General features: G+C 46.7%; 15 protein-coding genes. 8 read left to right on the forward strand and 7 right to left on the reverse strand.

Annotated features, from left to right (window positions below):
* The first annotated feature begins 219 nt into the window (after positions 1-219).
* Positions 220-981, forward strand: a complete 762-nt coding sequence (locus PVA46_RS00970) for a hypothetical protein (RefSeq protein WP_167694912.1) — start codon at positions 220-222, stop codon at positions 979-981.
* Here PVA46_RS00970 and PVA46_RS00975 read toward each other — a convergent pair.
* The 3 genes from PVA46_RS00975 to rpsU all read right to left on the reverse strand — a co-directional run bounded on the left by PVA46_RS00975 (position 968) and on the right by rpsU (position 3,418).
* Positions 968-2,290, reverse strand: coding sequence for a CCA tRNA nucleotidyltransferase (locus PVA46_RS00975; protein WP_167694913.1), 1,323 nt, complete (start codon positions 2,288-2,290; stop codon positions 968-970). The genes PVA46_RS00970 and PVA46_RS00975 overlap by 14 nt on opposite strands.
* Positions 2,280-3,095 carry a ribosome biogenesis GTPase YlqF gene (gene ylqF, locus PVA46_RS00980; RefSeq protein ID WP_167694914.1) on the reverse strand — a complete coding sequence of 272 codons (816 nt, stop codon included), beginning with the start codon at positions 3,093-3,095 and terminating at the stop codon, positions 2,280-2,282. The genes PVA46_RS00975 and ylqF overlap by 11 nt, the downstream gene beginning before the upstream one ends.
* Before the next feature lie 113 nt (positions 3,096-3,208).
* Positions 3,209-3,418 carry a 30S ribosomal protein S21 gene (gene rpsU / locus PVA46_RS00985; RefSeq protein ID WP_167696234.1) on the reverse strand — a complete coding sequence of 70 codons (210 nt, stop codon included), beginning with the start codon at positions 3,416-3,418 and terminating at the stop codon, positions 3,209-3,211.
* 360 nt (positions 3,419-3,778) lie between these two features.
* Between rpsU and PVA46_RS00990 the strand changes: the two genes are divergently transcribed.
* The 5 genes from PVA46_RS00990 (at position 3,779) to PVA46_RS01010 (ending at position 6,965) form a co-directional block, all read left to right on the forward strand.
* Positions 3,779-4,456 carry a TetR/AcrR family transcriptional regulator gene (locus PVA46_RS00990; RefSeq protein ID WP_167694915.1) on the forward strand — a complete coding sequence of 226 codons (678 nt, stop codon included), beginning with the start codon at positions 3,779-3,781 and terminating at the stop codon, positions 4,454-4,456.
* 87 nt (positions 4,457-4,543) lie between these two features.
* Complete coding sequence (locus PVA46_RS00995) at positions 4,544-5,059, forward strand: hypothetical protein (protein WP_167694916.1); 516 nt, start codon at positions 4,544-4,546, stop codon at positions 5,057-5,059.
* Positions 5,060-5,086: 27 nt separating this feature from the next.
* Complete coding sequence (locus PVA46_RS01000) at positions 5,087-5,683, forward strand: NTF2 fold immunity protein (RefSeq protein ID WP_274360300.1); 597 nt, start codon at positions 5,087-5,089, stop codon at positions 5,681-5,683.
* A 10-nt stretch (positions 5,684-5,693) separates the two neighbouring features.
* Complete coding sequence (locus PVA46_RS01005; protein WP_167701234.1) at positions 5,694-6,395, forward strand: hypothetical protein; 702 nt, start codon at positions 5,694-5,696, stop codon at positions 6,393-6,395.
* A gap of 27 nt (positions 6,396-6,422) precedes the next feature.
* Entirely contained in the window at positions 6,423-6,965 is a 543-nt protein-coding gene (locus PVA46_RS01010; RefSeq protein ID WP_167694919.1) for a hypothetical protein, read from the forward strand.
* Positions 6,966-6,982: 17 nt separating this feature from the next.
* Here the strand turns inward: PVA46_RS01010 and PVA46_RS01015 are convergent, their stop codons facing one another.
* Genes PVA46_RS01015 through PVA46_RS01025 form a run of 3 tightly spaced genes read right to left on the reverse strand, consistent with a single transcriptional unit; the run spans position 6,983 to position 9,471 of the window.
* Positions 6,983-7,795 (reverse strand): metal ABC transporter permease, encoded by an 813-nt coding sequence (locus PVA46_RS01015; protein WP_167694920.1) that lies wholly within the window; start codon positions 7,793-7,795, stop codon positions 6,983-6,985.
* Positions 7,792-8,493, reverse strand: coding sequence for a metal ABC transporter ATP-binding protein (locus tag PVA46_RS01020; RefSeq protein ID WP_167694921.1), 702 nt, complete (start codon positions 8,491-8,493; stop codon positions 7,792-7,794). The genes PVA46_RS01015 and PVA46_RS01020 overlap by 4 nt, the downstream gene beginning before the upstream one ends.
* Before the next feature lie 15 nt (positions 8,494-8,508).
* Positions 8,509-9,471: a metal ABC transporter substrate-binding protein gene (locus tag PVA46_RS01025; RefSeq protein WP_167694922.1), complete on the reverse strand. Its 963-nt coding sequence runs from the start codon at positions 9,469-9,471 to the stop codon at positions 8,509-8,511.
* 155 nt (positions 9,472-9,626) lie between these two features.
* On the opposite strand from PVA46_RS01025, the gene PVA46_RS01030 reads away from it, so the two are divergent.
* Together PVA46_RS01030 and pyrH are read left to right on the forward strand one after the other, a co-directional pair.
* On the forward strand, positions 9,627-10,661 hold the full coding sequence (locus PVA46_RS01030) for a M23 family metallopeptidase (RefSeq protein ID WP_167694923.1): 1,035 nt from the start codon (positions 9,627-9,629) through the stop codon (positions 10,659-10,661).
* A gap of 159 nt (positions 10,662-10,820) precedes the next feature.
* Complete coding sequence (gene pyrH / locus PVA46_RS01035; RefSeq protein WP_167694924.1) at positions 10,821-11,507, forward strand: UMP kinase; 687 nt, start codon at positions 10,821-10,823, stop codon at positions 11,505-11,507.
* A gap of 22 nt (positions 11,508-11,529) precedes the next feature.
* Here pyrH and rlmN read toward each other — a convergent pair whose 3' ends face one another.
* Positions 11,530-12,531: a 23S rRNA (adenine(2503)-C(2))-methyltransferase RlmN gene (rlmN, locus tag PVA46_RS01040; RefSeq protein ID WP_167694925.1), complete on the reverse strand. Its 1,002-nt coding sequence runs from the start codon at positions 12,529-12,531 to the stop codon at positions 11,530-11,532.
* Position 12,532 lies beyond the last annotated feature (1 nt).

Raw genomic sequence — 12,532 nt, forward strand, 5'->3', positions numbered from 1 at the left:
ATACGACATTATTGTAAAAAAACGAGTCAAGGGGAGCGATCTCCTTGACTTTTTTGTCGATAATTAGCTATACTTTTCTCATTCCACACAAGGAGCTTCATCATGAAAGCAAAGATTATCACAGGATTACTTTGGGGCGCAACCTTCTTCTTCTTTTTGGGGGTGATTTACGCCACGCTCTTATTTATTCTCACATTGATGGAAATTTAGCGCCTCCTCATGACCATTAATGCGCGTAACCGTATTATCTTATTGTTGTTAATAAGCAACATAGTCGCGGTAGCTCTTCTTGCCTACTGGATTAGCTCCGTACGCGTCTCACTCGATCTGGTTGCCACCACGAATATTATGGGCTCAATGCTCTTAGCCCTAGCCATTTTCCTCTCCATCTATCTGCTCTTTCCTAAAACCAACGCTCCAGAGTTAATGGTATTATTAAGTTACGCATTGGGATTAGCCTTACAAGGCATGCGTTTACTGCTCTTTTTTCCCCTTCTCTTATCCGAGCAAAGCTTACAGATATTTGGTTTATCTTTAGCGATTTTTGGCTATTTTTTAGCGCTCTCCTCGCTTCTCTTTATGAGCCTAGTTGAGCTTGGTGCGATCAAAATCCACATCGATGCGTTTTTGCTCTACTACGCGATGATCCTTTATATTTTTATCTTGCATCAGCCCATCCAAACGCTCGCCTCGCTGGAGAGCTACCTGCTCCCCGTCATCGATCCTTACGCCTTAACGCTCTTGCGCACCGTGCTATCTGGGTTGACCGGATTTGTTCTTCTCCTGCTTCTCTGGAGCAAAGACGACGCACAAAAGCCTTACTTCGCCGCTACCATCATCTTATTGATTCTCGGGTTACGTACCACTTGGCTAACGCCTACCCTGATAGGCAGTATGGTGGGGTTTTTGTTACAAGCGCTAGGGTTGTCGCTACTCTTTATCTTGATACGTAGAAGGTATCTATGGTTTAGATGGACATAAAGAATTTTGTTGCGTGTAGCAAGTTGTTTTTGGTGTTGAATTCAGGATCATCAAGGACAAGTTCTAGTAATTGCTGAAGGAACTCCCCCACGCGAGGACCAGCGGGTACGCCCACCTCAATCAGTTCCGCCCCATTGATTGCCAATTGCTGTATCGTAATGGGTGGATCTTGCGCGATAATGTTTTTAACCCGTTGATAAAATTCTTCCAATTCATACACCGCGCGTCCACAGGCTTGGTAGAGCGCCTTGTTGAGGAGGACAATCTCTTCGACATGTTCAATTTTTACTTGTGAAAGCCAGCGTCGAATATCAGCATCGCTCCAGAGGTCAAGGAGAATAAGCTCTTGATAGCGAATAAGATGGCTCACCTTTTGTTTGAGCGCGTTGCTCACTTTATAGCGCACTAACAGCTCTTCGGCTAGCTTGGCACTGCGATAAATCACTTGATAGGCTTCACTGGCAGATTCAAGTTCGCCCAAAGCGCTAAGAAGAATCGCGATGCGTAGATGGAGCATGCTCTGCGGAGTGTAATCAATTGCCCGTAGCAGGGTTTGCCATAATGTTTGTTCGGGTAAAATAAGCTTTTGATGATAGAAGGCAAGCTCATCAAAGAGTCCATCCCAGATGCCAAGGTTATAGGCAACTTCTAGGGCGTAGCTGGCTTGCGCGCCGGTAAGGAGTTTTTTCATCTCTTTGGTGATACGCTCTTTGCTGATTTTGTGTAGTCCGGGTGCATGCTGATGCATGGCGATAGCAGTAGCCTCATCGAGGACGAAACCTTTAAGCTCTGCCAAAAAACGCACTCCGCGCAAAATGCGTAAGAGATCTTCTTGAAAGCGCTCGGCAGGCACACCAATCGCAGTGATCTCTTTGTTCTGGATAGCGTCGATACCACCGAGGGGGTCATAAAATTCACCATCTAAGATATGATAAGCAATGGCATTGATGGTAAAATCGCGTCTCTTAAGATCTTCATCGATAGATTGGACAAATTGCACGCTCTCGGGGTGGCGCGCATCTTCATACTTGCCATCGGTGCGGAACGTGGTTATCTCAAAAGGAATGTTGTGGTAGAGGATGGTTACCGTACCATGGGCGATGCCTGTGGGGATAGTGTGGCGAAAGATCTTACTTACTTCTTTGGGGGATGCGTCGGTGGCAAGGTCGATATCTAGCGACTCTTTTTCCAAAAAGTGATCGCGTACCGCCCCGCCTACGACATAACATTGATAGCCATGATCGGCAAGTTTTTGCGCAATGGCGTGTAAGGTCTCCTGAAATTTAGCAAACGGTTGGCTAGGTAACATACGGCGGTCTCTCCAAGCAGAAGCGACCCAGCTTTCCTCCTCGTAAGTCATTAAAGAGTAAGAGCGCGGTTGCCTCTATGTCCTTTTTATTAAGTGTCGTGGTCAAGGCGATAAGGTAATCATGCGCATTATCGTGCAGAGGAATTTTGTATCGCTCTATTAGACGATCGGCATAATGGCTCTTTAAAAATAGATAGACCGATGCGAAAGCTTCACTTGGATGGTAAACTTCGTCGCGTACGGCGGCTAAGACGGCTAATCGTGCAGCAGCCTCTTGATCTTCGAGGTTGGGCCATAGGAGTCCGGGGGTGTCGTAAATGTCGACACTTTGCGCGTGATAGAGGGTAACTTGCTTGGTTACTCCGGGTTGATTGGCGGCCTTGGCACGGTGTTCGCGGGCGAGGGCATTGATGATGGTACTCTTGCCACAGTTGGGCACGCCGATGATGAGTGCACGGGGATTGCGCAAACGTTGTTGTTCTTTGGATTTAAAAATTTGTTGAATTTCGCCTTTGATGCGATCCAAATTTGTTCGTGTTTTGGCAGAAATCGCTAAAGATTTATATTTTTTTTTGGTTTTAAAAAACTCTTGCCACTCATGGAGCATATTAGGATCGGCGAGTTCGGCTTTATTGAGGAGGATGATGCGAGGCTTTTTACCTAAGATTTCGTCGAGCATTGGGTTACGTGAGCTTATCGGCGCGCGTGCATCAACCACTTCTAGCACCACGTCTACAAGGGGAAGGGTGCTTTTAAGCGTGGCTTTGAGTTTATGCATGTGCCCAGGATACCATTGAATGGCCATGATAGATTACCTTGCCTTATGGGAAGTTTTACAAAGAAGGGGTTGGTGATAACTCTTGATATTGCAAGAAATAACTCACCAACTCCCTGTAGTAGCTTAGCGGTTTTTACAAACTAATATTTGCTACCAGTAGCCGTTCGTCTGCTCTTTTTAGCTTGCTTACGAATTAGGGCTTTCTTTTTGCGATTATTGATAGTAGAAGGTTTTTCGTAGAACTCGCGATTTTTCCACTCACGAATAATGCCCTCTTTCTCAACGATACGCTTAAAACGCTTGATAGCCTTTTCTAGTGGCTCATCATCGTTTACCTTAATTGTGGCGATAAGTCATCACCCCCTTTGTCTAAAGATCCCTTATTCTATGCCATTTAACGAGCACTGTCAAGAGGGGGGTATTGACAGAAATGGCTAGTAAATCTATAATACTCCTACAAGTGAGAGCCGTTTATTATTTATGATAAGATTTTTTAAAAAAAGTGATGCATTTTATTTTGAAAAGGAATTATATAAAAAAGGTAGACAATTTAACCAAAATATAGTATATTGAGGTTGAGTATGAGTTTTAATGCGTAAGTCTTTCTGCGCTTTTGGTGGAGTCGCTACTATCAGGGTGCAGGAGAATGGGAGTATCAACTATTTTTTGAGTCATCAAAATGAACTCGATGTTTATTTAAGGAGAAAAACATGGAAACAGCGAAAAAAAAGTATCATTATCAGGCCGACTTGAAGCAGGATCTTCTTGAAAAAGGTATCCAGATTATCTGCGAAAAAGGCGTGAGCGCGCTCACTCTAAAGGCTCTTGCCAACGCCCTAGGCGTTACCAGCGCTGCGATGTATCACCACTATTCCGACAAAAAAGCCCTCATGGCTGCGATTGTAGCTAGACGATTGGATGAGTTAAACCTCTTGCTCGAGGAGCAAGTGTTTGAGCCCTTCAAAGACGATGTTATCGGGATGTTCGTTAAATCCGCGATGGTCATGTACGACTTTTGCGAGGAGCACCCAGAGTTTTTAATCATTGCCAACGGCGACGCCGTGGATAATTGGGCCGCCTATCCTGCATTAATGGATAGTATGCAACGTATTGTCGCTAAGCCTTTGGCGGCTATCACGCAAGCACAAGGGGCTGGTGTCATTAAAAGTGGCGATCCTAGAGACTTTTTGCTTATGGCCTTCTCGTCGATTTATGGCTACTTAGTTATTATCTTTAGCCGTAAAAAGGCACTGCTTGAGTCGTCTGACCCTAAGACCTTGCGTCGTAACTACTTCGAGGTTGCCTGTAGCGCGATCAATATGATCCGCGTAAATCAAGGTAGCTGGCGCAGTGAGTTTCAGCAAGTGGAGCAAGCTGTCTTGAAGTAATGCTTCATGACGTAGTTTTGTATAGCGAGAATCCTTCCCATCCCTGATCGGAAGGATTTTTTTATCCATACGTTGAGGAGACTAATCGTGAAAAAAATTATAGGACTGTTGCTCCTTGTTATTATGGGTGGATATCTCTACTTTAATTATATTTATCCTGACTACATCTTGCTCAAGCCCCCAGCCGTGATGCGCAGCTATTTACCGATAGGTGATATGACCCTTGGCATGTCTCGCGAGGAATTTTTGGCGTTAATAAACCGATATAATCAGAGATCAGCGGAGCAAGGGGAGCTTCTATTTGAGCAAATCAAGGAACGTATCGTTGTTGATAATGTTTCTTTTGATTTTTATCCTGATAACGAAGATGTCTACCGGTTAAACCGTATCGAGGTCTCTTTTTATGAGGCGATGGAAGATTTTAGTACGCTTGTTGCCCCGTTATTGAAAAAGTATCGAGCAGTAGACATGCAAGATCTTGCGAAAAAGAGTATTCTTTTTGCATCCATATACGACGATCCCGCTGTCATGTTAGTATTGAGTGCGGATCGATTAGAAGATGACTGGATCTGGACGTTAAGCTACGCGGATTACACTTATTGATGCGATGGATTTTTTTAGGAGGATATGATGAAAAAGATAGGATTTGTATTAGGGTTGATGGTTTGTAGCATGCAGGGATTTGCGTATTATGCTAATGATTATGTGGTGCCTAAAGAGGGCTTTGTGCCAAGAGCCGAGATTGTGCAAGCGTTGGCGCATGCCTATCTCAACCATCTCTACTTTAGCGATTATTACCAGCAAAATATGGTAGAGTTAGATGATTTGGTAGTAAAAAGCAAAGGCGATACGTGGGCTGTCTCCCATCAAGATCGATTGGTGATGCGCTTGCGTAAGGATAATGGCGCGGTGTTATTTATCGCGACATTTGAGACGCATCGGGTGCGCGCCGATGTGGAGCGTGAGGGGATGGTCTTTAGCGAGAGTTTAGCCTTAGCGATTGCTAAAATTATCTGGCTGGATATCTACGGCAAGGAAGTGTTAGAGAAAATGCCCTACCGCTTGCTAGGCAAAGAGATTTCGGGGGAATCTGGCAAGATTTGGTTTATTGAGGGAACTCTGCCTGAAGTTAAAAGAGATGGTATTATCCTAAGTTCCGGCGGCGTGCCTTATCTTAAAGTGCGTCAGCGTGATGGCGCAATACTGGGAGTGTTTCACGATGAATAGCGGAGTAAAGATGAAAACATTCGTGAGACTTGTTACTTGGGTGGCTATTTTAGCGCTATTGATAGGTAGTTGCACAACCGATGCAAAGGTAAAGAGGAGCGATATCAATACGATGAAGCTCTTTATGGATCCGATGCCGTGGTCGTCGACGTTCCCTGATCGGGTCTATTATCGACAAAAAATAAGAGAGCTAGAAGCGATGGCATCGGTGCGGAATCTGGATGTTGTCTTTCTGCAATCTCATACGCATGATAGTTATAGGAGCATGCGTAATACTCCCTTTGTGGAGGCTGACACGTATTATGTTCATACGCATGGGCAAGCGGAGCATCGCGTAGTTTTTCGCATGGCACGTGTCGTTGTGGGCTTTAGTGCGCAAGAGATCTTGGCAATTGTAGAGCAAGTGCATCCTACTGGCTTGGCAATAGATACGAGTAGTGCGCCGGCATACTTTAAAAATTTAGCTAAACCGAGGATATTTACGGAAGAGTTACCCTCATTGCATCTTTACGCAAACCATGTGGTGGTGCGCGATGCGAACACAGGTGAACCGATCTTATCACCAAATGGTAAGCTTCAGTATAGCAGCGTAAACAACTTAAGACGGGAAAATCAGAAGGCAGGCATCATGCGCTATCTTGTGGAGAATAATACATTTAATCTTGAAGAAAAACGCCCTATTTTTATTGAATATACTTGGGGTGAGTATTAACGCTTTATGATGAAGAGAGGAGTAAATATGAAAAAATTAGTATGGCTGGTTGCGATTGTTTTGACGGCAACCATGCTCTATGCACAGCAGATTACGTCGATTAAACGTATTGATTTGTTAGCAGATGGGGTTCTCTTTAATAAAAAAGAGAAGTTAGTTTTTGGTGTCAAAGAAGATGAGGTTGTCGCTCTTTTGGGTGCGTATGAAAAGAAAGGTCGAGGGGATTATCCGTCTACTATATTGGACTTTTTATACTACAAGAAGAGTTCAGGATTGGAGGTTATTTTAGGTAACGATACCTTTTCTAACATCACTGTTCGGGGGGAAGCAGCGACGTATCCGCTTTATCTGGAGGGGAAGAAACTCTTTATTGGGCAAAAGAGTAGTGCGGCTAAGAAGCTTTTAGCTGAATACAAAATTCTTAAAGTATGGGAATTTAATAAGAGCTATAACAAGGAAAAACATCAGCGGGTTACCTATGCCATTGGCGATAATTATTTAGATGTTGATTATAGTTATGATACGGATCGCATCATAGAAATCACCTATGGTAATTTTTATTTTCATTAAGTGATTCGGTCGACCTTTTATTTTCGTTTAATCAGGGAGACGAGGATAAAGGTAAAGAGATTGAAGAGAATAATCGATGCGCCACTGGGAATCCCTGCGAGGATGGAGAGGATGATGCCGAGGTAGAAGGTGATCAGTGCGATGATGGCGGAGATCACAACGAGGCGTAGGTAGCTGTGGGTGAGGCGATGGGCGATGCTCACCGGAAAGATGATAAGGCTTGAGATGAGCAAGCTACCGGTAAGGCGCATGCCAATGGCGACTGTGATGCCGGTGAGGATGGCGAGGATGATTTTATAGAAACGGGTGTTGATGCCACGCGTCTTGGCATATTCGGGGTCGTGGGTGATGATGAAGAGGCGATGGTGTAAGAAGATCATCAAAAAGATCACCAACGAGCCGAGGATCAAACTGACAATAACATCGAGCTTGGTAAGCGTGAGCAACGAGCCAAAGAGATAGCCAGCCACGTCTACGGAAAAGCCCTTGCTTTTGGTGGCTATCACAATACCAAAGGCCAGCGCGCTGTTGGAGATAATGCCGATAAGGGCATCGGAGTAGATACGTTTATTCTCGCTGATGAGGACAACGATGACCGAGGCGATCACCATCATCGGGATGGCAAAGAGCAAGGGTGCCCATGCCATCGCCACGGCTAGGGAGAGCGCGCCAAAGCCGATATGGGCTAAGCCGTCGCCAATGAGGGCAAGGCGCTTGTAGACCAAGACCGTGCCCAACAGCGCGGTTGCCAAGGAGATAACAAAGCCGACTAGCATCGCTCTTTGGACAAATTCTAGGCTAAGCAGAGAGAGGAGCGTCGATAGCGTCACGGTTTGTCTCCTTGGTTGAGGTGCCAGAAGTGTTTAGAGCCCCAAAATTGGATGGTTTTGTCGATCATCACGACGTTTTTTGCGTATTTTTTCACCGCGTCTTGATCGTGGGAGACCATGAGGATTGAGAGACCTTGCTCGTTGAGATTGGCTAGTAGCTGGTAGAGATCGGCGGTAGCCTGTTGGTCGAGACCTGCATTGGGTTCGTCGAGGATGAGAAGCTTTGGCTTGGAGATGAGTGATCGAGCAAGGAGAATACGTCGCTTTTGCCCACCCGATAGCTGACTCATCGAGCGATGCTGGAGGTGCAATAAATCAAGATCAATTAAGAGCTTGCGCGCATACTCTTTTATCTCTTTGCTGTAGAAAAAGGCGTGCTGTTTGTGTTGACTACCCGAGAGCACCACCTCCCAGACGCTGGCGGGCATGCTGGGTAGGTGATAGCTCTCTTGGGGGAGGTAGCTAATGGCGTAGCGATCGATGTAGTAGTGCACCGAGCCTTGAGTGGGGCAGAGAAGCCCCACGATGATCTTGACGAGTGAACTCTTTCCTGCGCCGTTGTTGCCCAGCAGGCAGAGGTAGTCGCCTTGATGGAGGCAGAGATTGATGTCGTGGAGGGCTTGGATACTCGCGCTATAGGCGAGACCGACGTTTTTTAGTTCGATAATGGCATTGGGGCAGGTATTGGGATCGCTCATGGGGTGGTCTACTTTTTAGTTACTAGGCAAGACAGGTTGATTGTGGAGTGCTAAGAGGAGGTAGTCGTTGTTCTCTTTAAGAAGGTCGAGGTAGCTGACTTCAGCGTCGAGATCTTCTTTATTGAGGGTGTGTCCGGTGTGCCAAGGTAAAATGAGAAGGTTGTAATCTTCGGCGAGGGTGGTGGCGATTTTGGTGGTGAGCATGGGATCGACAAAGATATAGATGAGCCCTTGCTCTTGTATCGCTTGGCGAATGGTGGCAAGGTGGGCGATGGTGGGTTCGTTCTCAATGCTGTCGCTGGCATAGACGCTGAAATAGGGGAGGTTGTAGGCGGTTAAGAAGGCTTGGTGAGAGAATCCCCCGCCAAAGAGAAGCGGATGTTTGGGGCTGGTTGCCACGATCTCTTGTGCGTCGGTGATGATGGCTTGAAGCTCTTCGCGGTAGATTTGGGCGTTGGTTTCGTAATAGGTACGATTGTCGGGGTCTTGGGCGATGATGCTCTGGGTTACCGCGTCGAAGAGGGGGAGCAAGAAGTTGGGATTCATCCAAAAGTGGGGATCGTTATCGTGGTGATGGTGATGTTCGTGGTCATGATCATGATGATCGTGGCCTTCTCCGCCATTGAGCTCATGGAGATGAAGGGCATCGGCGAGGTTGACGCTCTGCTTTTCGATATTAAGGCTTTCGATTAGCTTAGGCATCCAAGGCTCCATGGTGCTACTGGTCCAGAGAAAGAGTGCGCTCTTTTGTGCTTTGAGCATATCATTTGCCGATGGCTCGTAGGTGTGGGTATCCACCCCTGCTGGTACAAAGAGCTCCACGTGCATCTTATCCCCCGCGATCGCTTTGGCGAAGTCGTAGGTAAGAAAGAGTGTGGTGTGGATAGTTGGTAGGTTCGACTCCTCCTGATTACCCTTACCGGTGCAGGCGCTTACGAGCGCTACTATCAAGAGAGATAGCGATAGAAAACGTTTCATAGAAATACTCCTAAAATATCGGTTGAGACTTATTTTCTCTAAAATGTAACCATACTATAACGCAGATAGCAAAATTGTGTCAAGGGTGACACACTGGGGATTTTGATGGCAGTGGGGTTGATTTTCGCTCTTTGAGAGACGATACACTAAAGAGTATGGCACTACCGGTCGATTCGTTTTTGCGTCCTAAGCGCAAGAGCCCCGTAAAAGAGAAGAGATGGCGCACTCTGCCCAAGACACAGCATGCGAATATCGCAACGATTTTTCGTGCGAGTTATTTTCATGGTGCGGTATTGCTTAGCTCCTTAGCCATCATTGGGGTGGGATTGATCCTCTTTGTGCAAGCCCAACGCTATGTGGCTCCGCCTGCGCTCTTTTTAATGGAGGCATCATTAGAGCTACCGCTTTTAGATTTTGAGTTGCGCGAGCGTATGGGCAGTCAGCAGTCGGTGGTGCTGGTTAATCCTATCCATCAAGGTCTCTACTATACGGCGGTGCTTGGCGAGGGCATCGGGATCTCTTCGCTTGCCCAGCGCTATGCGCTCTCTATTGGTACGCTTTTGAGTTTTAATGGCTTACAAACGTTGGAAGAGTCGGCGCATTTTGAGGTGGTAAAGCTTCCTTTTATGGATGGCTTGATGGTCGACTTGGGGCGCGAACGCACTCTTCGGTGGGTAGCCAAGCACTACAAAGTCGACGAAGATCTCTTGCGATCGGCAAATTATATCAACAGCGAGCGCGAGTCTGTGGAGGGATCGATCTTCATTCCGCATCGACAGATGAGTGCCACAAAACTCAAACGGATGATCGGCAATACCTTTATCTACCCCGTCTTTGGCAGCTTAAAAGAGGTCTATGGACACAATATGGATCAACTTACCGGCTTAGATCGCTACGCTTCTGGTGTTTTATTTCAGACGAAACCCGAGAGTCCTGTCTATTTTATTGGTGATGGCATCATCATCGAGTCGGGCTATCACCATAAACTTGGCTACTATATTGTGGCTAAGCATCAGGAGTATATCGGATTTTATGGTAACTTAGCCAGCCCATCCACGCACCGCTTGGACAGTAGTATCAAGCAAGGAGATTTGGTCGGACAAGTAGCTAGCGACGGTCGGCATGGGCAGTTCTACTTTTCGCTTTTACGTGGCGGAAATGCGATTGATCCGCTTCCCTTGTTGCACTAAATCTTTGTTGGTATACGATGAAAGATATATGGTTTTTCATGGTTGATTCACCGACTCTACTTTTCACTTTTACGTGGCAAAAATGCGATTGATCCTCTTCCTTTATTGCATTAAATAGCGTATAATAGAGAGAAATGGATTTGAAAGGAGTTCAATAGTATGTCGATGAAAACGTTGTCGCTGGGTGGGTCATTGGTCGCACCCGATGCGGTAGATGTGGAATTTTTGCAACAATTTCACGCCTTAGTTACCCAGTATTTAGAGGAAGATAGTGCGCGAAAATTGATTATTGTGGTGGGAGGTGGAGCTCCGGCACGGCTGTATCAAGGGGCGGCACGGAGCTTAGTTAAAGATATCGATAACGACGCACTCGATTGGATTGGTATTCAGGCGACCAAGCTCAATGCCCAGTTGGTTAAGACGCTCTTTGGCGATCTCTGCCTTGAGCCCGTGGTAGAGAATCCCGAGGTTGACACCTTCGCTAAGGGACGTATCCTCGTGGGTGCAGGCTGGAAACCTGGTTTCTCTAGCGACTACGACGCTGCGGTTTTGGCGCATCGTTTCGGGTCGGAGCGCTTAGTAAATCTTTCGAATATCAGCTATGTTTATTCAGACGACCCCCAAAAAAATCCCAACGCCCAACCGCTCAAAACCATGAGCTGGCAAGATCTCCAAGCCTTGGTGGGCGAGAGTTGGTTACCAGGTTCGAATTTACCCTTCGATCCGATTGCCGCGAAATTTTCGAAGGAACATAAGCTAACCGTAGTGGTAGCCAATGGCAAGAATCTCGAAAATCTCAAGGCAATCTTAAATGAGCAACCCTTTGAGGGAACGACAATTAAATAAAACGTAGGGATAAGAGGAGGGCTTAGCCCTCCCCCAATTGCCCACATGCGCCTGCAATAGTAGAGGCTCGGCGATAACGACGGGTAGCTGGTACACCAAAATCCTCTAGCCAGTCGCTAAATTGATCGATCTCTTCCTGTGTGGGGCTACGATAGGGCAGACCTGCGACGGGATTCCACGGAATGATATTGGCGATATACTCTAACCCCTCGCCAAATTGAGCAACTTTTCTGGCATCTTCTTTGCTCATATTGTAGTCAGGCAAAAGCGCCATTTCGAGGGTAATGCGTCGCCCACCCTTTTGTTGATAGTAGAGCAATGCCGATTTGAGTTCTGGCAGTGGGTTCTTCTTGGCGCTGGGCATAATGATGGGGCGTTTTTCATCGTTGGCGGTTACCAAACTAAAGGCCAAACCAATTTGCGGGTTAGCATCGGCAATGGCACGAATCCCCGAGGTAATGCCACAGGTGCTAATGGTAAAACGGCGTGGACTCATGTGCAGGCTCTCTTTATCGCCTAAGAGACGGATAGTCTTGAGGACAGCAAGGAGGTTCGCCGTCGGCTCGCCCATGCCCATAAAGACGACATTATCAAGCGTGCCGTAGTTGTTTTGGAGAAAGAGAAATTGCTCGATGATCTCGCCTACTTCGAGGTTACGGGTGAGACCCAACGTGCCGGTTTTGCAAAAGGTACACCCCATCGCACAGCCCACTTGCGAGGAGAGACAGGCGGTTTTGCGATCGTTTTTATCGACCAAAAGCACCGTCTCCACCCGTCGTTGATCGTGCAGTTCGATTACGAGTTTGACCTGTTTATCCTCGGTGAGTGTCTTCACAATTTTGCTAGAAAAAAGATTGGGTTGCGAAAAGTTCTCGCGCAAGGCAGCGGGCCATACATGGATATCATTGACATGGGTCGCCTTATGGTGATAAAGCGCCTGCCAAAGTTGCTTGGCGCGGAATTTGGGTTGATCGGCGAGCGTCTTTTGGTGGAGTTCCTCAAGGGTATAAGAGGTGAGCATCATG

The sequence above is a fragment of the Entomospira culicis genome (assembly GCF_028748145.1).
In the GTDB taxonomy this organism is placed as follows: domain Bacteria; phylum Spirochaetota; class Spirochaetia; order WRBN01; family WRBN01; genus Entomospira; species Entomospira culicis.

Coding starts and splice junctions, on each gene's coding strand:
- PVA46_RS00970 (WP_167694912.1), top strand. CDS start 220: ATGACCATTAATGCGCGTAACCGTATTATCTTATTGTTGTTAATAAGC.
- PVA46_RS00975 (WP_167694913.1), bottom strand. CDS start 2,290: ATGTTACCTAGCCAACCGTTTGCTAAATTTCAGGAGACCTTACACGCC.
- ylqF (WP_167694914.1), bottom strand. CDS start 3,095: ATGGCCATTCAATGGTATCCTGGGCACATGCATAAACTCAAAGCCACG.
- PVA46_RS00990 (WP_167694915.1), top strand. CDS start 3,779: ATGGAAACAGCGAAAAAAAAGTATCATTATCAGGCCGACTTGAAGCAG.
- PVA46_RS01000 (WP_274360300.1), top strand. CDS start 5,087: ATGAAAAAGATAGGATTTGTATTAGGGTTGATGGTTTGTAGCATGCAG.
- PVA46_RS01005 (WP_167701234.1), top strand. CDS start 5,694: ATGAAAACATTCGTGAGACTTGTTACTTGGGTGGCTATTTTAGCGCTA.
- PVA46_RS01010 (WP_167694919.1), top strand. CDS start 6,423: ATGAAAAAATTAGTATGGCTGGTTGCGATTGTTTTGACGGCAACCATG.
- PVA46_RS01020 (WP_167694921.1), bottom strand. CDS start 8,493: ATGAGCGATCCCAATACCTGCCCCAATGCCATTATCGAACTAAAAAAC.
- PVA46_RS01025 (WP_167694922.1), bottom strand. CDS start 9,471: ATGAAACGTTTTCTATCGCTATCTCTCTTGATAGTAGCGCTCGTAAGC.
- PVA46_RS01030 (WP_167694923.1), top strand. CDS start 9,627: ATGGCACTACCGGTCGATTCGTTTTTGCGTCCTAAGCGCAAGAGCCCC.
- pyrH (WP_167694924.1), top strand. CDS start 10,821: ATGTCGATGAAAACGTTGTCGCTGGGTGGGTCATTGGTCGCACCCGAT.
- rlmN (WP_167694925.1), bottom strand. CDS start 12,531: ATGATGCTCACCTCTTATACCCTTGAGGAACTCCACCAAAAGACGCTC.